Here is a 23,030-nt window from a genome sequence, read left to right as displayed (position 1 = left end):
GAGGAACCACTCCCGGCGGAGGGGCGGCTTTTGCCGTCTGGTACCAATGTATGGCGGCTATTTTTGGGTAGGTTTCGGCTGTGTTAAATGGTGGTTTCAGCCAATTGCACGCGAGTTTCAGGTGTCACGCGGCGCGCAGCAGTTACTTCAGGACCAGGGCAGCGCAGGGCTAGGCTGGAAAGCATCCGGTCAGCCAGCCACGCCGAAGGAGCCAGCCCTTGAACAGCCAGCAATCCCCTCCTGTAACGCCGAGTGACTTACGGGTGGGCGTGGTGGGCATCGGCTGGGCCGGCCAGCAGCACCTCAAGGCCTACTCGGCACTCGACGGAGTAAGCATCGTCTCGGTGGCAGGGATGGAGCAGGACCTCCGCGACTCCCTGCAGGCCGAATACGGCATTCCGAACGCTTTCGCTGACTGGCAGGACATGCTCGATCACGGCGGCCTGGACGCGGTGAGCGTGGCAGTGCCCACCTTCCTGCATGCACCCATCGCCGTCGGGGCCCTGGAACGGGGAATCCACGTCCTGAGCGAAAAGCCCATCGCGCGCAATGCCGCGGAGGGCCAGGCCATGGTGGACGCGGCCCGAAAGGCCGGCCGCGTCCTGGACGTCGCCTTCAACCACCGGCGCCGCGGCGACATCAAGGCGCTCAAAGAGGTCATCGACGGCGGTGGGCTGGGCCGGCCTTACTACGCGAAGGCGTCATGGCTCCGGCGCGCCGGCATTCCCACGTTGGGCAGCTGGTTCACCAACCCGGAGCTCGCCGGCGGCGGACCGCTGGCGGACATCGGCGTCCACGTGCTTGATTTTGCCCTGTACCTCCTCGGCGAGCCCAAGGTGGTGGCGGTCTCCGCGGCCACCCATGCCGAACTGGGCCCGCAGGGGCGTGGCGGCGGAAGCCGGTTCTCCGCCCAGGCCACCAGCCATGCCTTCGAGGTGGAGGACTTCGCCTCGGCGTTCCTGCGGCTGGAGGGCGGCGCAACGCTCCTGGTCGAGGCGAGCTGGGCGGCCTACCGGGAAACGGATGACCAACTGGACTTCACGGTGTACGGGACTGACGGCGGCGCCGAACTCAGGGTGCACGGCGCCCCCTTCCCGGCGGTAGGCCAGCTGCGCGTGTTCACCGACAAGGACGGCGAGTCCGCGGACTACCTGCCCCCTGTCCTGCCTGGCCGCGCGCATGATTCAGTGGTGGAGGATTTCGTCACCGCTGTGCGCGCCGGGGCGCAGGTCTGGGCCAAACATGACGGATCCCTGGCGCTGTACCGGGCACAGGTCATCGACGCGTGCTACCAGTCCGCGCGCGAGCAAAGGGAGGTTCGGCTTTGATGAACGGCACACTGAGGATCCTGGTGTGGAACGAAGGCGTCCACGAAGCCAACAACGAGCCGTCCCACATCGGGGAGATCTACCCGGACGGCATCCATGGCGCCATTGCGGCCGGCCTTCGTTCCCACCTTCCGGACGCACACATCACGACGGCGGTCCTGGCCACGGCGCCTGACCATGGCCTTGCCGAGGAGGTGCTCGCGGAGACGGACGTCCTGTTGTGGTGGGGCCACGTCGCGCACGGGGAGGTGGGTGACGCCGTCGTCGAATGCGTCCACCGGCACGTGCTGGGTGGAATGGGCCTGATCGTGCTCCACTCCGGGCACTTCTCGAAGATCTTCACCAAACTGCTGGGCACCAGTTGCTCCCTGGCCTGGCGCAACGACGGGCAGCGTGAGCTGGTGTGGTCCGTGAAGCCCTCCCACCCCATCGCGGAGGGCGTGGCCAGCCCCATCGTTATTCCGGAGCAGGAGATGTACGGCGAGCTGTTCGACATCCCGGACCCGGACGACCTGATCTTCATCAGCTCCTTCGCAGGCGGCGAGGTGTTCCGCTCCGGCGTCACGTTCACCCGTGGCAAGGGCCGGATCTTCTACTTCAGCCCCGGCGACCAGGAGTACCCGGTGTACCATCATCCGCAGGTCCAGCGGGTCCTGGCCAACGGGGTGCGGTGGGCTGCGCAGCCGGGGCTGGACCGTTCCGCCCCCTCGGTGAGCAACCCTGCGCGGGAGTGGTTCGAGGAGGAAATGCGTCATTGACATGGGCTGCGGGCAGGAGCAGATTGAGAGCGTTGATCCATAGGTCCGGCAGGCTCTGGACGGGCACATTCCGCCCTGCCGGCCCAATTCCCGGGTGCGCACAGCCCCGGACGAACTCAGTAACCACTCCTTGCGAAGGAGCCAGAAATGCCCGCAGTAACGGTGAAGGACCTGGAGTCCAAATCCTTCGACCAGCCCGATGAGAAGCGCCGCCCACCCAAGACCCAGGTGGATGTGGTCAACATTGGCGGCGCCACCTTGGGCCGTTTCACCTTCGAGCCCGGCTGGCGATGGTCGGAAACGGTCAAGACGGTGGTCCATACGGACAGCTGCCAGGTCAACCATCTGGGCGTCTGCGCCGCCGGGACACTGACAGTGCAGATGACCGACGGAACCGGCATGACAATCCAGGCCGGCGACGCGTACTCCATCCCGGCAGGCCACGACGCCTGGGTGGAGGGCGACGAGACCTATGTCTGCTATGAAGTGATCAGCGCAGCAGAATTCGCCAAGCCCGCGTGACCGGCAGTCTGCACCACCCGGAAAGGGAGGCCCGCCAGGGCCTCCCTTTCCTCGTGCGGCAGCCCTACCGTGGAGGAAACACAACGATCGGAGAGCAATGAAAGTCACCGTCATCGGAGGCAGCGGCCACATCGGGTCGTTCCTGGTCCCCCGGCTGGTCCGGGCCGGCCATGAGGTCACCAACATCAGCCGCGGCACCAGCAAGCCCTACACCGACGCCCCGGAGTGGCAGCAGGTGCACCAGGTCAGCGCGGACCGGCAGGCAGAGGACCGGGACGGAACCTTCGCGGACCGGGTGGCGGCCCTCAAGCCGGACGTGGTGGTGGACCTGGTCTGCTTCACCCTCGAATCGGCCACTGCGCTGGTGCAGCGGCTGCGCGGCGAGGTGGGGCACCTGCTGCACTGCGGTTCCGTCTGGCGGTACGGGCAAAGCCTGAAGCTGCCCATCCGGGAAGGCTCGGATTCGGCTGCCGCGCCCTTTGGCGAGTACGGCATCCAGAAGAACCGGATTGCCCTGATGCTGCAGGAGGAATCGGCGGGCGGCGGGCTGGCCACCACGTCCCTGCACCCCGGCCACATCGTCGGGCCGGGCTGGCACCCCGTCGGCCCGCTCGGAAACCTCGATCCCCATGTCTGGCAGGTCATATCGTCCGGCCAGCCGCTGCAGGTCCCCGGAAGCGGCGCCGAGTTGATGCACCATGTACACGCCGACGACGTCGCCCAGGCCTTCGAGAAGGCCATTGCCCAGCGGGAGGCGGCTGCCGGCGAGGACTTCAACATCGTTGCCCCCACGGCACTCACGGTCCGCGGTTATGCGGACATCGCCGCCGCCTGGTTCGGCCACGCTGCGGTGCTGGAGCCGGTTCCCTGGGACCGTTTCCGGGAGAACACCTCCCGGGAGCATGCAGATGCGAGCTGGAACCACCTCTACCGCAGCCAGTGCTTCAGCATTGAAAAGGCGGCGTCCGTGCTGGGCTACACGCCGCGCTTCGAGCCGGAGCAGGCCATCTTCGAATCCATCCAATGGCTCGTTGACCAGGAACAGTTGCACGTCGCCCGGCCGCTGGGCGTCCCGGCCGGCTGACGCGCGCGCCTGCCCCTAGGCAGGGAGCCGCCTGACCCGGGCCACCAGCGTGGCGGCGAGCAGCGCCGTGGCCAGTTCCAGCGCGATGACCAGCAGCAGTTGAGCGCTGCTGGAACCAACAACAGCGGACGACGGCGGCACCCCGCCGTGGGCGTGTCCGGCGCCGCCGCCGGCAAGCAGCAGGGCGGCGTGCAGGGCAGCCATGGCCACGGCAGCAACGGTGACCTGGTGCAGCGCACCCAGCCGGCTGTGCCGCCAGATGTGCACCGTGCAGGGAACGCACACCGCGGCGAGCGCCAGCATGAGGACGCTAAGCCACGCGCCGTGGTGCCCGGACGCCGCCAGCCACACATGTGCCGCGCAGGAAACGGCGGTGACCGCGGCCACCAGGCGGGGATGCACCACCGGGCGGCGGGCAGGAAGCCGGCCCGCCGCCGTCGTGCGCCCTGCCCTGGCGGGGGCGGGGCTAGTGGCAGCCACCGCTGCCGCCCTCACTGTGGCAGGAGGCCGCCTGCTTGTTGGGGTTGGCTGGGACGTCCAGGACGGGGCTGCGGTCGAAGAAGCCTTCGGGCCGCAGTTTGAAGCCCACGGTGTCCACGGGCATGATGGGCCAGTCCTCCACCCGCGGGAAGTGGGTCAGGCCGAAGGTGTGCCAGACGACGATGTCTTGGCCGTCGATGTCCCGGTCCTGCGCCACGTAGCCGGGAAGGCCTGCTCCGCCGGCGTGCTGGTTGACGAAGTCGCCCGTGGGGTACTTCTCGTCTTCGGCAAACCCGGTGACCCACAGGTCCTTGGTGGCGAAGGCTGCGCGCTTCGCGATGGAGGAATCCGGGTCTGCCAGCAGGGTGGGCTGGTTGTGGGAGTGCAGCTTGTAGCCGACGGGCTCGCCGAGCCGGTTGCGGGACTCGGGGTTGGAGATGATCCAGGTGCGGCCGGCACGGGCGTCGGCCTCGCGGACGCCCTCGGATTCCCGGGCCAGCACGGTCCGCTTGCGGGAGAAGGCGTTGCCGCGCTCATTGCCCGGTCCCATGGCTTGGCGCACCACGTCCTCTTCCTCCACGCGGTTGGTGAATCCGTCGATGGCCATGTCCAGCCTGGCGCTGAAGAGGTGCTGGTGGAACGGGGCACCCAGCCCCGGGGCGAGCTCGGAGATGTTGTCCGAGCCGCCCTCGGGAAACGCGGAGGTGAACACGATGCCGGTGGCCTTGGCCTCGAATTCGATGGTGCCGTCCAGGTAGAGGTACCAGTAGAAGCCGTAGTCGTAGTTGCCGACGGTGGTGAAGAAGGAGATCACCAGGCGGCGGTTGCGGCGGGTGTACGTGACGCCGCTCCAGAGGTCGGAGTGCTTGGAAAGGATGCTCCAATCCTCCTCATGCATGCAGATGCCGTTGTGGATTTCCCGCGGGTTGCCGAACGCGTCACTGATGACCGGGCTGAGATAGGTGATTTCGCCCAGGCAGTCGCAGCCCAGCTCCAGCGAGTTGGCGTACTGGCCCACCAGGTATTCGCCGGTGTCGAAGTAGTTCTGCCAGGACCGGATGGGCGACGGGTCACCGTACGGGACCACCATCTCCGCGATGGAGGCGCGGTTGATAATGGGCCGCTTGCGCTCGCCGTCCTGGAAGGCGAGGTTGTGCAGGACCACTCCTTCGCGGACATCGAAGCCCACGTCCACGCTCCACTTTTCCCACTCCACATGATTGCCGCCGGTGACGGTGAAGCTGGGGCCTTTTGGCTGGGTGATATTGATGGGCTTCTGGGTTTCGCGGATGGGACCGGTCAGTTCGGGGTCCGTGTAGTTGCCATGCTCGGCGGGTATGGGCATCACGCCAAGGTCGATCACCTGGGTGACTTCCTTGGTGACCACGTCCACGTAGGCCACCAGGCCGTCCACGGGATGCGCCCAGGCGCTGTCCTCCGGGAACTCCTGCACAAATGCCAGTCCGCGGAGGATGCGCCGGCCCTTCTCCTCGGCGTATTCGAAAACGCCGGCCGAGAGCGGGGCGACGCGGACCTTTTCGACGTCGAGTCCCCGGTCAGCGAGCGCCTTGAGCCACCGGTCATCTGTGGCGAGGAGCGACTCCACTACTTCGAATTCCTCCTCCAGGACCGGAAGTTCGCCGGTCACCGCGGTATCGAGTTCGACGGCGGAGAGCACCTTTTGCTGGGTAATGGAGACCACGACGTCACGCGGCGCAGCCCCCGAGACGTCGTGGATGAAGACCCGGAATCGGCGGTCCACAGCCTGTGGTTGCGCTCCCCGGGCCGGATCCAGCAGGCCGAGGTAGGCGATGCGGTGCCGGGCGTCCAGGTGGCCTTCCGACTGCAGGATGGCGCGGACGTCCAGGATTTCCTCCGCCGTTGCCAGGTGGAAGGCCGATGCGGTTTCGGTTGGTGCAAGTGTCATGGGAAGAGCCTTTGTCCGGGCCGTCGCCGGCCACTGGTTTATTTTCTATAGTTGTAGAGAATAAACGTCCGTAACATGGCTCACAAGAGTCTGAGCGAAATATTTCCGGGGAGTGGCCGCGGTGCCGAAGATAGTTGACCATGATGAGCGCCGCCTGGAACTCGTGGATGCCACCTGGCGGATCATTGCCCGTCAGGGCCTGGAGAGCGCCACCATGCGGGAGATCGCCACGGAGGCAGGCTTCGCCAACGGCGCCCTGAAACCCTACTTCCCCACCAAGGACACCCTGCTCGAATTCGCCTTCAGCCATGTGTTCAACAGGACCAACCGGCGCATCGCCGAGGTCACGGCCGGGCGGACGGGCCTGGACGCGCTGCGGGCCTTTTGCCTCGAGGTCCTCCCCCTCGATGACGAGCGCGTCAACGAGGCACGAATCGTGGTCCCGTTCTGGCAAAGGGCCATCAACGACCCCCGGAAGGCGGCGATCCACCAGCAGTCGATGAATGAGTGGCTGGTGGCAATCCGCCGTTTCCTGGCAGAGGCGAGGGACAGCGGCGACGTCCGTGCCGCCGTCGACGATCCCATCCTTGCCGGGCAGCTGCTGAACATGCTGCTGGGGGCCCAGATCGAGGCAGCCCTTGCATCCGCTGGCCAAACAGACTTTGGCCACGCGGCCCAACTCGAGGGGTACCTTTCCCTCCTCAGCAAAATTCCCGGCCGGAAATGAGCGCCAAACTCGAAAGTATGCTTACTATTGAGGGGTCAGGTTCTGGCGGATGCCGGAGCGAGCACGAACTGTAAGGAGCATCTCCATGGGTTTGGATGACAAGATCGGCAACGCTGCAGAGAAGCTCGGCGGCAAGGGCAAGGAAGCTGCCGGAAACGCCACGGGCGACGAGAGCCTGAAGGCTGAAGGCCAGACGGACCAGTCAAAGTCGGACCTCAAGCAGGCCGGCGAGCACGTCAAGGATGCCTTCAAGAAGGACTAGACAACGCTCGCATAATGGGTGCAGCTCCAGCCGGAGTTGCACCCATTGGCGTTTTCAGGGCCGGTCCCGCATGTCCCGCAGTTCCTGCAGCAGCTTCAACTGCTCGGCGTTGATGTTCATGAGCATCTCGATCTGCGCCGCGGCCCGGACGTCAGTTTCGTAATCATGCTGCGCCATGGCCGAGGCAATGGCGTCCTGGCGCTTGGCTGCAATGAGCAGGATGGCGCCCTGCAGACCGGCCAGCATGGACAGGAAGAGGTTCAGCAGGATGTAGGGGTAGGGGTCCCATGCGTTGTTGGCGAGGGCGTAGGAATTCACCAGGGCCCACAGTCCCATGAAACCCAAGAACATCCCCACGAAAGGCCAGCTGCCCATGCCGTTTCGAAGGGCGTCAGCGGCTTTGTCGCCCATACTGAGGCCCTCTTTGTGCCGCCGGTGCCAGTTAACTCTTATCTCAGCCATGGGCCCAGAATAGGCCCGCTTAGTGGATCAGCCCCGAAACCAGGTTGATGGTGGTGGCGAGGACGATGGCACCGAGAAGATAGGACAGCAGTGCCTGGCGCAGGACGGTGGAACGGATGGCAGTGGTCTTCAGGTCGGTGTCCGATACCTGGAACGTCATGCCCACAGTGAAGGCCAGGTAGGCGAAATCCGAATACCGGGGCTGGCTCCCTTCGTTGAAATCCACACCCGCGCCATCGCGGTAGTAGATGGCTGCGTAGCGGAGAGTGAACAGGGTGTGGACCAGGAACCATGAGAGGGCAATGCTGCCCAGCGCCATGGCCACCGTTGCGTCCTTAGCGCCACCCTGCTCGCTGGAGGCATCAAGCAAAATCAGGGCGACCCCGGCAAAGCTGGCCACAGTGGCGCCCAGGACCAGCGTGTCCGAGAAGATCCTGCCGGGATCCTCCCTCCGCGCATGCGCAGCGGTGGCTGCAGGACCCAGGCGTCCGATCACGCTCCAGACCCAGATGAGGTAGGTGGCCGAGGCAGCGGCCCAGCCGAGCGCGGGGGCATACGTCCAGGTGCCAAACGTGCCAACCGCCAGCGCCGCGACAAGCCCGACGGCAAGCATCACCAGCAACCGGAGCCGGGAATGGTGGGCGCGGGAGTTGAAGTTCCGGTGGTGGCCGCCGGCAGCCGTCATGGACTTCATGGCCCGATCATGGCACGCCAGGCTGGGCTGCGGCTGGAAAGACAATTCGCCTTATTTTCGCCAACCGTTGAAAAAAAATTGGTGCGCCGCTAACCTGAATGGAGTGTGTCGCAGGACACAACCCGGGGGGGGAAACGTGAAGTGGCCATCCGTCGCGAGGAACATCATGCCAGCAGCTGCAGCAACCGGGGCAACAGCCCTGACCCCACGCCAGGACCTCAGCTCCAGCGTTGCCACATCGTTTGACCACTGGAAACACCTGGTGGCCGAATCCTTCGTGCCCCTCACCGCTCGGACGGCGGACGTGGAAGGTTTCCAGGGCCGGATGCGTTCCCGGGTGCTGGACCGGATGTCCATCGTGGAAGTGACCGCCACCTCCCACGAAGTCCACCGCACCCCCGCGTTGATCGCCCAGGCCCATGAGCGCTATTTCAAGCTGAATCTGCAGCTGGAAGGCACGGGCCTGCTGATCCAGGACAACCGCGAAGCCGTCCTCCAGCCCGGCGACCTGGCAATCTACGACACCAACAGGCCCTACACCCTTGCCTTCGAAGACAGCACCAGGATCATGGTCCTGATGTTCCCCTGCGATGCCCTCTCCCTGCCCGTGGACTACGTGGGGCAGCTCGCCGCGGTGCGCATGGGCAGCGGGGGCCTCAGCGGAATCGTGGGCCAGTTCATTCGCGAACTGTCGGCGAACCTCGACGTCCTGAACGGCCCCAGCGGCTCACGGCTCGCCACCAACGCCCTGGACCTGGTGTCCACCATGCTGCACGCGGAAATGGACATCACGCCGGACCGCATGAAGCCGCAGGCACTGCTGGCGGTCTCGGTCCGCGAGTACATCGAGGCGAACCTGGCCGACCCCCTGCTGTCACCGGCAAGCATCGCTGCCGCGCATTTCATCTCCACGCGGCACCTGCACAACGTCTTCCACGAGTCGGGGACCACCGTTTCCAGCTGGATCCGGACGCAGCGGCTCGAAGGTGCACGCCGCGACCTCCGCGACCCGCTGCACGCCGGGCAATCCGTCGGCACGGTGGCTGCCCGCTGGGGGTTCCTGGATGCCGCCCATTTCAGCCGGACCTTCCGGGATGCTTTTGGCGTCTCGCCCAGCGAATGGCGCCGCGGCTCTTAGATCAATCCCTGCGCCAGCATGGCGTCGGCCACCTTGACGAATCCGCCGATATTGGCGCCGAGCACGTAGTTGCCGGGTTCGCCGTACTCCTCGGCGGTAGCGGCGCAGCGGTCGTGGATGCCCACCATAATCTCTGTGAGCCGTTCCTCCGTATGCTCGAAGGACCACGAATCGCGGCTGGCGTTCTGCTGCATTTCCAGGGCCGAGGTTGCCACCCCGCCGGCGTTCGCGGCCTTGCCGGGCCCGAACAGCACGCCTGCCTCCTGGAATACGGCAACAGCGTCGCGGGTGGAGGGCATGTTGGCGCCCTCGCCGACAGCGAGCAGGCCGTTGCGCACCAGGCGGGCGGCAGCATCGCCGTCCAGCTCGTTCTGCGTGGCGCAGGGCAGCGCCACCGTGGCGTCGACGTCCCACACCGAGCCGCCGTCCACGTAGGTAACGCCGCCCCGGCGCTCCGCGTAATCCTTCAGGCGGCCGCGATGCACTTCCTTCACCTCACGGAGGAGCGCGACGTCGATGCCCGCCTCCTCCACCACGAAGCCTGACGAGTCGGAACAGGCCACCACCGCGGCACCGAGGGACTGGGCTTTGGCGATGGCGTTGATGGCCACGTTGCCGGACCCGGACACCACCACGCGCTGGCCATCAAAGGACGTTCCGCGGGTTTTCAGCATTTCCTGGGTGAAGATGACGGTGCCGAAGCCGGTGGCCTCGGGCCGGACCAGGGAGCCGCCCCAAGAGATGCCCTTGCCCGTGAGGACGCCGGACTCATAGCGGTTGGTGATGCGCTTGTACTGGCCGAAGAGGCAGCCGATTTCGCGGCCGCCCACGCCGATGTCGCCCGCCGGGACGTCGGTGTATTCGCCGATATGGCGGTAGAGCTCGGTCATGAAGGACTGGCAGAACCGCATCACTTCGGCGTCACTGCGGCCGCGGGGATCGAAGTCGGAGCCGCCCTTGCCTCCGCCGATGGGCATGCCGGTGAGGGCATTCTTGAAGATCTGCTCGAAGCCGAGGAATTTTACGATGCCCAGGTAGACGGACGGGTGGAAGCGCAGGCCGCCCTTGTACGGGCCCAGGGCGGAGTTGAACTCCACCCGGAAGCCGCGGTTGATCTGGACGCGGCCCGAGTCGTCGGTCCACGGCACGCGGAAGATGATCTGGCGCTCGGGTTCGCAGAGCCGTTCCAGGATGGCAGCCTCCAGGAATTCCGGGTGCCTGTCGTGGACCGGGCCAAGGCTCTCGAAGACCTCCACCACAGCCTGGTGGAACTCCGCTTCGCCGGGGTTCCGCGCGAGGACGGTATCCTTGATGGCTTCGAGCCGTGCGTCCATGAACTGTTCCTTACCTCTGTGCCGAAACGAGGGACGGCGCAAAAGCAACGTCGCCTCATAGGTTTACTCTTCAACTTATCGGATTACGACCGGGGACCAGTAGGCGGGCGGCGCGACCGCCGCTAATCTCCATAATGTGACACACATATTCCACTCTGCGAGAGTTTCTGTCCGGTCCAACTGCATTGGGAAGACGCTCTGATGCCGTTCGTATGCCTGCTTCTCTCCGGGGCGGCGCTGCTGGTCAACGGGCTGGCAACGATCGGAAGTCTCCCCCGCCGCGACGCCGCAACCTTCAGCCTGCTGCTGGGCGGCACCCAGCTGTTGCTCGGCGTCGTCCACCTTTCCACTGGCAGTACCGGCACTGAACACCTTTTGACGGCAGCCGGCATGTTCCTGTTCGGGCTGACGTACGCCTACGCCGGGCTGGATGTCCTGCTGGGGCTGGGTTCGAAGGGCCTGGGCTGGTTCTGCGGCATGGTGGCATTCTTCGGCCTGCTCCTGGCGGGCGCGTGGCTCGCTGCGGATCCGCTGCTCGCGGTGCTCTGGGTGTGCTGGTCGGTGCTGTGGGGGTTGTTGTTCGCTTCGGCTGCATTCGGTGCCGTGCGGCTGGACCCGTTCATGGGCTGGGCGCTGGTCCTGGCGAGCCAGGTTACTGCCACGGTTCCGGCATTCCTGGGCCTGGCCGGGGTGTGGCCCCGCAGCGCCTGGGCGGCCTGGTTGGCATTGGTCCTGGTGGCTGCACTCTTCGCCACTGCACGCGTGCTGGCCCGGCGCGGACTTGGCAGTCTGCGCCGGGCCAGTGAAGGAGAAGCCGTAAGCGCTAGGTAAGCGCGTGGCCCAGGCTGGCCGCGTGATGGCGGCGCTCGATGGCGGACTCCACCAGCACCCCCGCCACGAAGACCACGGGCACGGCGGCCAGCAATGCAATGGCTGTTTCAGCGCTGCCGCCGATCAGGGCCGTGAAGTTGCTGACCACGAGGAACAGGACCCAGGCGAGCAGCACCGTTGCCAGGACGGGGGCGACGCGGGTCTGCCACAGTTGCGCCCCTGCACGTTCACGGCGGAAGAAGCTGACCACCGCCACCGAGCACAGCATGTACAGCACCAGAAGTGCCGCCACCGCGAGTCCGCTGAACCACGAGAAGAGGGTCAGGACGGGGTCCAGGGCCAGCATGGCGAAGGGAAGCACCAGGACGACGGCGATGGCAGACTGGACCCACGCGGCGACGGCAGGTGCGCGGTGCCGGTTGGTCCGGGCCAGCACGGCGGGCATGGAACCGTGCAGGGCCAGGGAGTGCAGGTAGCGGTTGATGCCGTTATGGAAGGCGATGATGCCGGCGAGCAGCGAGGTGACCAGCAGGATGCCCGCCACGACGCCTGCCCATGGTCCGAACAGCTCCACCAGGGGACCGAGCACGAAGGAGGTGGCGTCGCCGGATTCAAGGGCCGCCCCGGCAGCGTCCATCACCTGGGACGGACCGTAGTAGCTGACCAGCATCCAGGAAATGAAGGAGAAGAAGACGGAGATGACGCCGACGGAGAGGTAGGTGGCGCGGGCAACCGTGCGGTGCGGGTCCTTGGCCTCGGCCGAATAGATGGCGGTGGATTCGAAGCCGAACATGGAGGCTACCGCGAACATGATGGCCACGCCCGGCGCCCCGGCGCCAATGGCTTCCGGTGAGAAGGACGCCGCCACGCTGATGCCTTCCGGACCGCCGCCGTGGAGCAGGACGGTGAAGCCGAACAGCAGCAGGATGGCCACCTCGAGTCCCACCAGCAGGGCCAGCACGCGGGCACCGAGTTCAATGTTCAGGGAGCCAAGCACCTGCACGCCGGCCATGGTGGCCAGGGCGAGCAGCCACCATGGAACATCCAGCCCAACGGTCGCCAGCAGGCCGGAGAACGCCGCACCATACAGGCCGTACATGGCGGCCTGGATGGTGTTGTAGGCGAGCAGGGCCAGCCATGCAGCGCCGGCGCCGGTTTTCCGCCCGAAGGCCGCGGTGACGTAGGCGTAGAACGCGCCGCTGGCCTGGATTTTGCGGCTCATGGCCACGAACCCGACCGCGAAGATCAGGATGACGATACCCACGATGAGGTACGCACCCGGCGCCCCGGCGCCGTTGCCCAGCGCTGCGGCCAGCGGTGAGGCGCCCACAATCCCCGTGAGGGGCGCCTGCGCCGACAGGACGAAGAAGAGGATGCCCATCACGCCGACGCTGCCTGCGCGGAGTGCCGTTGAATGCTCCTTGGCCGGAGCGTCAGTGGTCCGGGGCTCGGAATTCGAAATACTCATTTGATCCTTCTTAACGGTCATGAGTTCGGGAAAATTGCTGTGGAATCCAGCTTGGCAGCGGGGCGCCGAAGCCCTTTGTCCACCAGCGACGAGTTGTTGTTTGTCAGCGCAGTGCAGGATTTCCCGGCATTGGCTTCTGGACGGCGGGGCGGGCGGCGGATCGGGGGCCGAGCAGCGATGCGGCGTCCAGTGCCGCTTCCATGCCGCTTTCAATGGCGCCGTCGATGAAGCCGCCCCAGCCGTTGGCGATGTCTGATCCGGCAAAAGACACGTTGCCGTGCCTGGACTGCATCGCAGCCAGGTGGTTACTGAGGAAACCCGTCCGGTGCATAGGCCAGGTCTCCCCCGCCAGCGGGTCCGCCACCCAGTCATGCGTGGCCACGTCCAGCACTTCAACGCCGGGCACCAGCCGGGCCAGCTGCTCCTGGACTGCCGCTGCATCCGACGCGTCAATTTTTGTTGCATCGGGGCCGAAGCCGACGACGATCGTGTCGCCGTCGAGCGTGTACTCCGCCTGGAAGAAGTTCAGCGGCCAGTGCGCTTGTCCCAGCGCCACGAAGGGGGCATGTTCGCCCCGCAGCCGGATCCAGGCCTTGACGCCCTTGGACACCTGTCCCAGCCGCGCCCCTTCCTCCTTGGCCGGCGGCAGCGGCGGCTGGAAGTCGATGGTTCCCAGGACGGGAAGGGGGACCGTGACGACGGCGGCCCTGGCACTGATGGTCCGGCCGTCCACGCTCCGGAGGGTGACGGTCCCACCGTCGTCCGTCATGCCTTCAACGGCGAAACCAAAGTCGACGGCGGCACGGGAGTCCTCAAGGATGGCCTTGGCGAGCGCGGCGGTTCCGCCCTGGATCTTGTACGTGGCGCATGCTTCGAAGTTGACGGCCCAGTCACCGTTGGTCAGGGCCACCCACCGCAGGGCCTGGGTCAGCGCGGCGTTCTCGAGGGGGCCGTTAAAGTTCAATGCCCAGAAGGATTCGAGGATGTCGCGGGCCGCTCCGGGAGGAAACTGGTCCCGGATCCGGTCCTGTACGGAGACGTGGTCGATCTCCTTGAAGGCGTCACGGGCCAGTGGTGCGAATGGCTCGGGGAAGTAGTTCCGCGACTCCTTGATGAATTCGCCGTTGTACTTTCCGATCAGTTCCAGCAGGGTGTCCGGCGAACCTTCCCGGCGGCCGCCGTCGGCCCACCAGAAAGCCCGCTGGGGCTCCGGGCTGGCAACGGTGCCGATGCCATACCGCTTCAGTTCCGCCCATACGTAAGGCTGGGTCCAGTGGACCCATGTGCCGCCGATCTCCAGGTCGCGGCCCAGCCGGTGGTCCAGCCAGGTCCTGCCGCCGATGCGGTCCCGGGCTTCGACGATGCGGACTTTAAGGCCCTGCCGCGTGAGCTCGCGGGCGGCGGTGAGGCCGGCGAAACCGGCACCTACAATGACGACGTCCAGGTTCTGCCCTGCGCCGCTGTTTTCCTGTTCCATTGCGCAGCTTCCTAGGAGTAGACGAAGAATTCGACGGTGGGGGCCAGAACGGCCCACCTGGTGCGGGCGCCCTTGTTGAAGGAAGCGGCGCCGCCCGCGGTGAGGTCATACGTATCCCCGTCCTCCACCTCGATCCGAAGGTGACCGTCGAGGATGTGGATGGTCTCGTCGGCTTCCATGACGAGGTCGAAGGGTTCGGGGGCTTCTGTGGGAGTGACGTGCCAGTAGCCGCAAGCCAACGCCGGCCTGTCTCCTTCGCCAAACCGGCGGACCCACTGCACGTGGCCAAGCTCAAAGGGCTCGTTCTTGCCGGGGTCGAGGAATGAGGCTGTGGTGAAGGCAGGGACTGTTGACATGGGAACTCCAAGGGGAAGGGCGGCGACTGCCGGAATTGAATGATGATGTCGCCGGGGCTGTGACGGGCCTCACGGCGTGAAGCAATCTAAGCAATTGCTTAGTTTTAAGTCAATAGGCTGCATTCCACCTCACCCCGGCTGGCTAGAATCGTCGTCATGACGCCTTCTGCCACCCGCAGCGCTTCCTCCTCGAAATACGGCACAGGCCGCGAATCACTCCTGCGGGCAGTGGTGGATGTGGTGGCGCAGAAGGGCCTGCGGGGACTCACGTACCGTGCGGTGGCCGAGGCGGCGGGCGTCAACAACAGCCTGGTCGCCCACCATTTCGGGACCCGGGACTCGCTGATCGGCGCAGCGCTGCAATGGTCCTCCGAGCAATCAATCGCCGCCTCACGGCTGCGGGATGCGGCGGCGAACGGCGGCACCTTCACCGATGCGCTGCTGGAGCTGCTGCTTGAAGATCCGGGGCTGCAGGTGTTCCAGTACGAGATGATCCTCGAGGCCCGGCGCCGCCCGGAGCTGGCAGGACCGGTGGCCGCTCTGTATGAAAGCTACGTTGGCGCGCTGTCGGCGGGGCTTGAGGCTTTCGGCGTCCAGGGTGACGTCCGCGTGGTGGCCCGCTCGCTGTTCGCCGCGCTGGATGGACTGGTACTGCAGTACCTGGCGGGCGTGGGGCGGGAGGAGATCGCTGCCGCCCTGGAGGAGGTGCACCAGGCGGTTCTCCTGCGGCGGGGTAGCACCGCGAGCAGTTAAAGCTGCCGCTGGAGCATTGCTGCTTAACGCACTTCTGCCGTGACGCGAACAGCGCCACGGCAGAAGTCCCTGAAAATGAAGCGCGTCAGCCGCGGTTGTACATCACGTGCTTGGTGCGGGAGAAGTCCTCCAGGGCATAGCTGGACAGGTCGCGGCCGTAACCGGAGCCCTTGAATCCGCCCCACGGCATTTCAGTGGCGATGACCAGGTGCGAGTTCACCCAGACCGTGCCGAAATCCAGCTTCCGGGGAACGGTCAGCGAGCGGGCAGAGTCCCTGGTCCAGACAGAGGCCGCCAGTCCGTAGATGGTTTCGTTGGCCCGGGCAACGGCTTCCTCATCCGTGCTGAAGCTCTCCACGGACACCACCGGCCCAAAGATTTCCGTGCTGGCGATCGCGGCGCCGGGCGGAACGTCCGTGACCACGGTCGGTTCGATGAAGAAGCCCGGCCCCTCGATGGCGTTGCCGCCCACCGCGATGGTCAGGCCGTCCTTGCGCACGTCGTCCAGCGCGGCGAGGACACGCTCGTAGTGCGCGCCGGAGATCATGGAGCCGATCTCGACGTCGGTCCCCGCGCCGGGGGTGCCGACAGAGATTTCGCTGACCTCCCGCACCAGCAGGTCGGTGAATTTCTCCGCCACCGATTCGTGCACCAGGACCCGGCATGCCGCACCACACTCCTGGCCGCCGTTCCAGAACCCGGCACTGCGGACCCCCTTGGCAGCGGCCTCCAGGTCGGCGTCGTCAAACACCACGACGGGCGCCTTGCCGCCAAGCTCCAGGTGCACCCTCTTGACCGACGCGGCTGCACCGGCGGCCACTTTCTGGCCGCTGCCCACGCTTCCGGTGATGGCCACCAGGTCAACGTCGGGGTGTTCGGAGAGCCGGTTGCCCACCACGCGTCCGGGGCCGGTCACGATGTTCACGACGCCGGCGGGAACCTCACCGGCGATGAGTTCGGCCAGCTTGAGCGTAGTCAGCGGTGTCTGTTCGGACGGCTTAAGGACCAGGGTGTTGCCGGCGCCCAGGACCGGGGCGATTTTCCAGGCAGCCATGAGCAGTGGGTAGTTCCAGGGGGTGATGACGCCCACCACGCCCACCGGTTCGCGGTGGATCACCGAAGTGTGGTTCTCCGCGTAATCGTCAGCACCGATGGTGCTGAAGGCGCGGGCGGCGCCGGCGGAGAACCGGAAGGTGTCGATGGCGCTGGTGATGTCGTCCTCCGCCACCGCGGCGGGCTTGCCGGTGTTGGCGGATTCCAGGGTTTCGAACAGGTCCCGGTTGGCTTCGATGATGTCCGCGATCCGGAGGAGGACTCCGGCACGGTCCTTCGGCGTCTTCGCCGCCCACGCTGCCTTGGCCGCCACAGCTGCGGCGACGGCGGCGTCGACGTCCTCGACGGACCCGGCAGGCACCCGGGTGAGGACCGCCCCGGTCGCCGGGTTCACGACGTCGACCGTTGCCTCCGACGTGGACGGAACAAACGCGCCGCCGATGAACTGGCCAAACGGGGGAAGGGACGGCACGGGCGGGTTGGCCGCCCTGCGAACGGTGAACAGTGCAGTGTCAGTGGTGGTCATGGCTTGTCCGGGGTCCTCTCGGTGGACTGGCTGGCGTGGTGGAGTTGATGGTGGTGGTGCTCGACGGGAACCGGCTGCTCCCAGAAGTCGGCACCATCGATGCCCAGTGCCTTGGGATTGAAGGTGGGGTCCAGGCCCAGCTTCCGTTGGCGTTCGTAGTCCTTGTAGATCTTGCGGACCAGCGGGAAGAGGAAGGCCAGGCAGATGAGGTTGACCCAGGCGATCAGGCCCAGGCCGATGTCGCCGGCCGCCCAGACCACCTGGGCGTTCACGATGGAGCCGACGAAGACGATGGCCATGGTGCCGATCTTCAGGACGTTCTTCCAAAGATGCCCTGGCCTGCCGTCCAGCAGGTAGAGGAGGTTGGAGTTGGCCACGTAGAAGTAGGCCAGCAGGCAGGTAAAGCCGAAGAGGAGTACGGCAACGGAAACGAATCCCGCTCCCCAGCCCGGAAGCAGCGTGTCGATGGCTTCCTGCACCCAGTTGGCACCAACGGGAACGCCCGGGATGTTGTTGACCAGGAAACCGCCGGAACCGTCCGCGACGTTGTACTTGCCCGAAACCACCATCATCAGGCCGGTGGCCATGCAGATCAGCAGCACGTCGATGTAGATGCTGAACGTTTGCACCAGGCCCTGCTTGCCCGGATGGGAGGTGCGGGCCGCAGCTGCGGCGAAGGTGGCCTCACCGAGGCCGTTGGATGAGGCGAAGACAGCCCGGCGCACGCCCCAGGCAATTGCGGCTCCGGCGATGCCGCCCATGATGGGGTGGACACCGATGGCGGACTGGAAGATCAGGGCAACGGCGGCAGGGACACTGCCAATGTTGATGCCGATCACGGCCAGCGCAAGGACCAGGTAGCCGATGGCCAGGACCGGCACCAGGGCCTGGGTCACCTTCACCAGGCGGGTGGTGCCGCCGAAGATAACCAAGGCGATCAGGACGGTGACCAGCACGGCGGGAATCCAGCTGTCCAGGCCGAACGCCAGCTTGGCGCTTGCGGCAATGGTGTTGACCTGCAGGCCCGGGAAGACAAAGCCGTAACCGATGACGCCCAGCACTGCCACGAGAGCGCCCACTTTGGGCAGCTTCAGGCCGTACTTGATGTAGTACGGCATGCCGCCGATGTCCTCGTTGGCACTGCGGCGGTCCTCGTCCTGGACCTGGCGTTTGAAGGTTTGGGACAGGGCCGCTTCGGCGTAGCCGACGGTGCAGCCCACCAGGCCGGTGATGGCCATCCAGACGAGGGCTCCGGGGCCACCGGCGCCGACGGCCGTGGCAACGCCCGCGATGCTTCCGACGCCGACGCGGCTGGCCAGTGCCAGGACCAGGGCCTGGAAGGAGGACAGGCCGCCCTCCCCGCCTTCGCTGTCCCGCAACTGGCGGAGCATGTCCGGGATGCGGCGGAACTGGATGCCTTTGGTGGCGATGGAGTAGGCGACGCCGAGGCCCAGGACCACGTAGGCCATGGGCGCCCAGATGGCGTCGGAAACGGCGGACAGGAAGGCTCCGAAATCGGTATCCATGGCTTATCCGACAGTCTGGTACAGGGCGGACAGGGCTTTCTTCACGCGTCCCAGGTCCCCGGCACCGAGGTCTGCCGTGGGACGGCGCGGGGATCGGGCGGGAACGCCCTGCAGGGTCAGGCCTGCCTTGATGGCGGGGATGAACGGCACCGAGAGGAGCGCGTCAATCACGGGGTAGACCTTCTTCCACTGCTCCAGTCCGCCCTGCAGGTCGCCTTCGGCGATGCGGCGGCTGACATCGACGATTTCAGCCGGGACCACGTTGGCCGTGCCTGCCATGACACCCGCTGCGCCTTCGACGAGGGCGCTGTAGAGGTAGACGTCCCAGCCGATGAAGGTGCCGATGACGTCCGAGTGGTGGTGGATCAGCTGAAGTGCCTGTTCCCAGTTGGCGCTGGAGTCCTTGATGTAGCGGATGTTGTCCACCTCCTCGGCCAGTGCCCGGACGGTGGCCGGATCCAGGTTCACGCCGGTGACAGCCGGGATGTTGTAGAGCATCACCGGAATGGTGACGGACCGGGCCACGTCCTTGATGTAAGTGACCGTTTCCTCCAGGGTCAGCGGCTCGTAGTACGGGGTGACCAGCATGAGCACGTCGGCACCCAGCTTCTCGGCGGCCCGGGACAGGCGGATGGCCTCGGCGGTGGAGGTGGCACCGGTGTTGGCGATTACCGGCACGCGGCCGTTGGCCTGGTTGATGACGGTCTCGATAAGCAGCAGGCGCTCTTCCGAGGACAGGGCGCCTACTTCGCCGGTGGAGCCGGCGGCGACGACGCCGTCCACGCCGCCGTCGATGGAGCGGTCGACGATCAGCTTCAAAGTCTCGACGTCGAGGGTTTCGTCCTGCTTGAAGGGGGTCGAGAGCGCGGTGAGGACACCGCGGAGGTTGTTGGACATGGAGTGTTTCCTTACTTACGTGCGTGGGATCAGTGGACTGATGAAACGGTGGATGGTCAGGCGACGATGGACAGGCCGGCCTGGGGCGGTGCCTGGCGGTGGGTGGCAAGGACGCTGGCGGCTTCCTGGGCTGCGGAGAAGCCGGTGGTGATGGAGCTTTCGGTGTAGAGGGTTCCGAGGTAGTCGCCGGCCAGGAAGACGCGGTCGGCTCCGCGCATCAGCGTGGACTGGATTTTGGCGCGGCCGGGGAAGCAGTAGGGGGACGCATTCTTCCAGCGGTCCACCTTGGCCTCGACGACGCTGTCGGCGAAGCCGTGGCCCAGGACCTGGTCAAGGTCGGTCAGGTGGGTCTTAATGACGTCCTCTTCGCTCTTCTCCAGCAGCGCCTTGCCCAGGCTGGCCGGGGAGAACGTCATGAAGCTGCCGCCGGGCTTCCGGACGGATTCGGTGCCGCGGACGATGCTCGCCTGGTTCAGGGCGATCGCGAAGGAGCGCTTCGGTGCCGCGATGGCGTAGATGTCGTCCCAGGGCCGGGCCGTGGTTTCGTTGGTCAGGAACGCTGTGCTGACGTGCGGGCCGTACTTGATCTGGCTGAGTGCACCGCGCAGGTCATCCGGGAGGTCCACGCCGACCTTGTGCGAGACGTCGGCGGTGGTGGCGAGGACAACGGTGCGGGCCTCGACTTCGCGGTCGACGCCGCCCTGGCGGTACCGGACCACGACGGATTCCTTTTTGTGGACTACTTCGTGGACCACGGCGCCGAGCTCGATGCAGTCCCCCATGGCCGCCGCAATGGATTCCGTCAGCGTGGACGGGCCGCCAACGATGCCCCGGCTCAGCCCTTGGCCAAAGCCAAGGACCAGGCTGAAGTAGCCGATGCCGGCACCGGCGGAGATCTGGTCCATGTCGCCGGCAGAACGGGTGACGGTGGTCTTGAACAGGGCTGCCGCATCTTCAGAGAGATTGCCGATGAAGTTCTGGAAAGAGGTGTTGTTCTCGAAATCGTAGATGCGCTGCTGCCGCATGGCACCCGACTCCCCTGCCCGCTTTCGCACCACTCCGGTGTACTTGGCCACTCCACTGACGACCTTCAGGCCGGCCCGCATGGTGTCCACACGGGAGGTGAGGGACATCGGGATGCGGAACGGGTAGGTGGCGATGTGCCCCTTCTTGATGAACTTGCCGTTCATGGACAGGCCCTGCAGAGACCCGGGGATCTGGACCGCCATCACGCCGACTTCGTTCAGCAGCGCGTCGGTGGAGGATCCGGCGCCGGCAAAAACGTGGCCGCCCCAGTTCAGCCAGTAGTCACCCCGGCGTTCGGAGCGGATGCGGCCGCCCACGCGGTCCCCGGATTCCAGGACCACTGTGTCCCAGTGCCGGAGCCGCCAGGCCGCCGAGAGTCCGGCCAGGCCGCCGCCAACGATTACTGCGTCTTTCATGATTGCCATTCCTTAGCTGTTGTTGGATGTGCATGGTCACCGGAGCCGTTGCGGTGGCTCCGGCAAGGGTTGTGCGGGAGGAGCTGATGCGGAGCCTGTGGCGCCACCGCGGGTGGCGACAGGGCAGGAGGTCGGAAGCTTGCACCCGTCCCGCTGGGGATGTTTGCGGGGGATGCTGGGTCGATGTGACATAAACCACCATAGGATGTGATCACAGATCACACAAGACCCTAAAAGGATATTTTTCTGCGCGGCAGGCCGCCCCGGCCGCAGCAAGGGCTGGTTCTCCCGGCCGTATATTGGACGGGTGGTCATATCCAAGCGCGCCGAGCCCACCCTGCTGACCGACCAGGTCTATGCGATGATCCATGCCGCGATCCTCAGCGGTGAACTGCCCGCCGGATCACGGCTCAAGGTGCGCGACCTCGCCGAGCAGGTGGGGACAAGCGTCATGCCGGTCCGCGAGGCCATCCGCCGCCTGGAGGAAACCGGCCTGGCGGAGCGTGAGCCGCACAAGGGTGCCGTGGTCAAGAGCCTCAGCCTCGAGGAATTGATCCACGTCTATGACGTGCGCCGGCTTCTGGAGACCGAAGCTGCGCGGCTGGGCAGCGAGAGGATCACCCCGGAGGACTGCGGGAGAATGCAGTCCGAGTACGAGCTGATGCGCAAAGCCATCGACGAGCGGCAGGTCATTGCCCTCCTTGACCATGACGAGGAGATGCTGGCCATCCTTTACCAGGCGGGCGGCAACCCGGTGCTGCTGCAAATGATCAGGGCCCTGTGGCAGCAGTGCCGCGCCTACAAGATCGTCGGCGCACAGGGCTCCCTGGACGCCGGTGACGACGATTCCCTGTGGCGGTACCAGCAGGACCTGGTGGCCGCTGCGCGGAACGGGGACCCGGCGGCTGCCGCAGCCGTCAACGACGCATCCCTCCGCGATGCCAGCGAGCGGATCAAGGCCCGCCTCGCCGAGCAGGGCAGCGCCTAGTGCCTGGCCCGGGAATGGCGCAAGGATCGGGCAAACAAAAGCGCGGCCGGCCGCCCGAAGGCAGCCAGCCGCGCTGACAGTGTTTAGTTGAGAACCGCTAGCGGAGCACCACGGTGCGGTTGCCCTGCAGGATGACCCGGCCCTCGCAATGCCACTTCACGGCATTGGAGAGCGCCTTGCATTCGGTGTCGCGGCCGGCGGCCACCAGGTCCTCGGGACCGTACGTGTGGTCCACGTCCACCACCTGCTGGGAGATGATGGGCCCTTCGTCCAGCTCGGCGTTGACGTAGTGCGCGGTGGCGCCGACGGTCTTGACGCCGCGCGCGTAGGCCTGGTGGTAGGGCTTGGCGCCCTTGAAGCTGGGCAGGAACGAGTGGTGGATGTTGATGGCCCGGCCGTCCAGCTTCCGGGTCAGGTCGTCGCTGAGCACCTGCATGTAGCGCGCCAGCACCACGAGTTCGACGTCGAGCCCGTCCACGAGTTCCATCAGCGCGGCTTCCGCTGCGGGCTTGGTCTCGGCCGTGACCGGGATGTGGTGGAACGGGATGCCGTGCCACTCGACCAGCGCCTGGTGGTCCCGGTGGTTGGACACGACGGCCACAATGTCCACGGGCAGTTCGCCGATCCTGGCGCGGAAGAGCAGGTCGTTGAGGCAGTGTCCGAACTTGGACACCATGATCAGCACCTTGCGCTTAGACCCCCGGCGCTCCAGCTGCCACCGCATGCCGAACTTTTCGGCCACCGGGGCGAAGGAGGACCGCAAGACATCCAGCGTGGACTCATCCCCCTCGGAGACGAAATGCACGCGCATGAAGAAGTGGCCCTCGGTGCGCTCACCGAACTGCTTGTTGTCGATGATGTCGCAGCCGTGTTCCAGGAGGAAACCGGACACGGCGTGCACAATGCCGGGCCCTTCCGGGCAGTCAAGGGTCAGGACGTGTTCCACGGTGGTGGGCGTCTTGGATGCGGGGATATGGGTTTCAGTCACGGTCATGGC

The 23,030-nt window shown here is 66.0% G+C and carries 23 protein-coding genes; 10 read left to right on the top strand and 13 right to left on the bottom strand.

The window, feature by feature from the left end; translation table 11 throughout:
* The first annotated feature begins 218 nt into the window (after positions 1-218).
* The 4 genes from ACTHQS_RS06120 to ACTHQS_RS06105 all read left to right on the top strand — a co-directional run bounded on the left by ACTHQS_RS06120 (position 219) and on the right by ACTHQS_RS06105 (position 3,692).
* Positions 219-1,328 carry a Gfo/Idh/MocA family protein gene (locus ACTHQS_RS06120; RefSeq protein ID WP_440167012.1) on the top strand — a complete coding sequence of 370 codons (1,110 nt, stop codon included), beginning with the start codon at positions 219-221 and terminating at the stop codon, positions 1,326-1,328.
* A complete protein-coding gene (locus tag ACTHQS_RS06115) occupies positions 1,328-2,086 on the top strand; it encodes a ThuA domain-containing protein (RefSeq protein ID WP_440167010.1) in 759 nt (252 codons plus the stop codon). The genes ACTHQS_RS06120 and ACTHQS_RS06115 overlap by 1 nt, the downstream gene beginning before the upstream one ends.
* A gap of 147 nt (positions 2,087-2,233) precedes the next feature.
* Positions 2,234-2,608 carry a cupin domain-containing protein gene (locus ACTHQS_RS06110; RefSeq protein WP_440167008.1) on the top strand — a complete coding sequence of 125 codons (375 nt, stop codon included), beginning with the start codon at positions 2,234-2,236 and terminating at the stop codon, positions 2,606-2,608.
* 97 nt (positions 2,609-2,705) lie between these two features.
* A complete protein-coding gene (locus ACTHQS_RS06105; protein ID WP_440167006.1) occupies positions 2,706-3,692 on the top strand; it encodes an NAD-dependent epimerase/dehydratase family protein in 987 nt (328 codons plus the stop codon).
* A gap of 15 nt (positions 3,693-3,707) precedes the next feature.
* Here ACTHQS_RS06105 and ACTHQS_RS06100 read toward each other — a convergent pair whose 3' ends face one another.
* A complete protein-coding gene (locus ACTHQS_RS06100) occupies positions 3,708-4,172 on the bottom strand; it encodes a hypothetical protein (protein WP_440167004.1) in 465 nt (154 codons plus the stop codon).
* Positions 4,159-6,099, bottom strand: coding sequence for a primary-amine oxidase (locus tag ACTHQS_RS06095; RefSeq protein WP_440167002.1), 1,941 nt, complete (start codon positions 6,097-6,099; stop codon positions 4,159-4,161). The genes ACTHQS_RS06100 and ACTHQS_RS06095 overlap by 14 nt, the downstream gene beginning before the upstream one ends.
* 121 nt (positions 6,100-6,220) lie before the next feature.
* On the opposite strand from ACTHQS_RS06095, the gene ACTHQS_RS06090 reads away from it, so the two are divergent.
* Both ACTHQS_RS06090 and ACTHQS_RS06085 read left to right on the top strand, forming a co-directional pair.
* Positions 6,221-6,826 (top strand): TetR/AcrR family transcriptional regulator, encoded by a 606-nt coding sequence (locus tag ACTHQS_RS06090; RefSeq protein ID WP_440167000.1) that lies wholly within the window; start codon positions 6,221-6,223, stop codon positions 6,824-6,826.
* 85 nt (positions 6,827-6,911) lie between these two features.
* Positions 6,912-7,088 (top strand): CsbD family protein, encoded by a 177-nt coding sequence (locus ACTHQS_RS06085; protein WP_056330981.1) that lies wholly within the window; start codon positions 6,912-6,914, stop codon positions 7,086-7,088.
* Positions 7,089-7,142: 54 nt separating this feature from the next.
* On the opposite strand, the gene ACTHQS_RS06080 is transcribed toward ACTHQS_RS06085, so the two are convergent.
* Positions 7,143-7,550, bottom strand: a complete 408-nt coding sequence (locus tag ACTHQS_RS06080) for a DUF1003 domain-containing protein (protein WP_440166998.1) — start codon at positions 7,548-7,550, stop codon at positions 7,143-7,145.
* A gap of 19 nt (positions 7,551-7,569) precedes the next feature.
* The gene (locus ACTHQS_RS06075; RefSeq protein WP_440166997.1) at positions 7,570-8,244 is read right to left on the bottom strand and encodes a DUF1345 domain-containing protein; all 675 of its coding nucleotides are present in this window, start codon (positions 8,242-8,244) and stop codon (positions 7,570-7,572) included.
* 166 nt (positions 8,245-8,410) lie between these two features.
* On the opposite strand from ACTHQS_RS06075, the gene ACTHQS_RS06070 reads away from it, so the two are divergent.
* Positions 8,411-9,382: a helix-turn-helix domain-containing protein gene (locus tag ACTHQS_RS06070; RefSeq protein ID WP_440166995.1), complete on the top strand. Its 972-nt coding sequence runs from the start codon at positions 8,411-8,413 to the stop codon at positions 9,380-9,382.
* On the opposite strand, the gene gdhA is transcribed toward ACTHQS_RS06070, so the two are convergent.
* Positions 9,379-10,716: an NADP-specific glutamate dehydrogenase gene (gene gdhA, locus ACTHQS_RS06065; RefSeq protein ID WP_440166994.1), complete on the bottom strand. Its 1,338-nt coding sequence runs from the start codon at positions 10,714-10,716 to the stop codon at positions 9,379-9,381. The genes ACTHQS_RS06070 and gdhA overlap by 4 nt on opposite strands.
* Before the next feature lie 201 nt (positions 10,717-10,917).
* Here gdhA and ACTHQS_RS06060 point away from each other — a divergent pair, with 201 nt between their 5' ends.
* Positions 10,918-11,547, top strand: coding sequence for an AmiS/UreI family transporter (locus tag ACTHQS_RS06060; RefSeq protein WP_440166992.1), 630 nt, complete (start codon positions 10,918-10,920; stop codon positions 11,545-11,547).
* Here the strand turns inward: ACTHQS_RS06060 and ACTHQS_RS06055 are convergent.
* The 3 genes from ACTHQS_RS06055 to ACTHQS_RS06045 all read right to left on the bottom strand — a co-directional run bounded on the left by ACTHQS_RS06055 (position 11,540) and on the right by ACTHQS_RS06045 (position 14,848).
* Positions 11,540-13,015 (bottom strand): APC family permease, encoded by a 1,476-nt coding sequence (locus ACTHQS_RS06055; protein WP_440166991.1) that lies wholly within the window; start codon positions 13,013-13,015, stop codon positions 11,540-11,542. The two genes, ACTHQS_RS06060 and ACTHQS_RS06055, sit on opposite strands and share 8 nt — an antisense overlap.
* Positions 13,016-13,118: 103 nt before the next feature.
* Positions 13,119-14,492 carry a flavin monoamine oxidase family protein gene (locus tag ACTHQS_RS06050; RefSeq protein ID WP_440166989.1) on the bottom strand — a complete coding sequence of 458 codons (1,374 nt, stop codon included), beginning with the start codon at positions 14,490-14,492 and terminating at the stop codon, positions 13,119-13,121.
* Between the two features lie 11 nt (positions 14,493-14,503).
* Positions 14,504-14,848, bottom strand: coding sequence for a cupin domain-containing protein (locus ACTHQS_RS06045; protein WP_440166987.1), 345 nt, complete (start codon positions 14,846-14,848; stop codon positions 14,504-14,506).
* Between the two features lie 156 nt (positions 14,849-15,004).
* Here ACTHQS_RS06045 and ACTHQS_RS06040 point away from each other — a divergent pair, with 156 nt between their 5' ends.
* Complete coding sequence (locus tag ACTHQS_RS06040) at positions 15,005-15,601, top strand: TetR/AcrR family transcriptional regulator (protein ID WP_440166985.1); 597 nt, start codon at positions 15,005-15,007, stop codon at positions 15,599-15,601.
* An 85-nt stretch (positions 15,602-15,686) separates the two neighbouring features.
* Here ACTHQS_RS06040 and ACTHQS_RS06035 read toward each other — a convergent pair whose 3' ends face one another.
* Genes ACTHQS_RS06035 through ACTHQS_RS06020 form a run of 4 tightly spaced genes read right to left on the bottom strand, consistent with a single transcriptional unit; the run spans position 15,687 to position 21,045 of the window.
* Positions 15,687-17,180 (bottom strand): aldehyde dehydrogenase family protein, encoded by a 1,494-nt coding sequence (locus tag ACTHQS_RS06035; RefSeq protein ID WP_440166983.1) that lies wholly within the window; start codon positions 17,178-17,180, stop codon positions 15,687-15,689.
* Complete coding sequence (locus tag ACTHQS_RS06030; protein WP_440166982.1) at positions 17,177-18,706, bottom strand: alanine/glycine:cation symporter family protein; 1,530 nt, start codon at positions 18,704-18,706, stop codon at positions 17,177-17,179. The genes ACTHQS_RS06035 and ACTHQS_RS06030 overlap by 4 nt, the downstream gene beginning before the upstream one ends.
* A 3-nt stretch (positions 18,707-18,709) precedes the next feature.
* Positions 18,710-19,603 carry a 4-hydroxy-tetrahydrodipicolinate synthase gene (dapA, locus tag ACTHQS_RS06025; protein WP_440166981.1) on the bottom strand — a complete coding sequence of 298 codons (894 nt, stop codon included), beginning with the start codon at positions 19,601-19,603 and terminating at the stop codon, positions 18,710-18,712.
* A 56-nt stretch (positions 19,604-19,659) separates the two neighbouring features.
* Positions 19,660-21,045 (bottom strand): protoporphyrinogen/coproporphyrinogen oxidase, encoded by a 1,386-nt coding sequence (locus ACTHQS_RS06020; protein ID WP_440166979.1) that lies wholly within the window; start codon positions 21,043-21,045, stop codon positions 19,660-19,662.
* Positions 21,046-21,352: 307 nt separating this feature from the next.
* Between ACTHQS_RS06020 and ACTHQS_RS06015 the strand changes: the two genes are divergently transcribed.
* Positions 21,353-22,033: a GntR family transcriptional regulator gene (locus ACTHQS_RS06015; protein ID WP_440166977.1), complete on the top strand. Its 681-nt coding sequence runs from the start codon at positions 21,353-21,355 to the stop codon at positions 22,031-22,033.
* A 97-nt stretch (positions 22,034-22,130) separates the two neighbouring features.
* Here ACTHQS_RS06015 and purU read toward each other — a convergent pair whose 3' ends face one another.
* On the bottom strand, positions 22,131-23,027 hold the full coding sequence (purU, locus tag ACTHQS_RS06010) for a formyltetrahydrofolate deformylase (RefSeq protein WP_440166975.1): 897 nt from the start codon (positions 23,025-23,027) through the stop codon (positions 22,131-22,133).
* Between the last annotated feature and the right edge of the window lie 3 nt (positions 23,028-23,030).

This window comes from Arthrobacter sp. SAFR-044 (assembly GCF_051965175.1).
Classification (GTDB): Bacteria; Actinomycetota; Actinomycetes; order Actinomycetales; family Micrococcaceae; genus Arthrobacter.
Note: the sequence above shows the minus strand (reverse complement) of the source record. Positions and strands in the feature narration are given on the sequence as shown.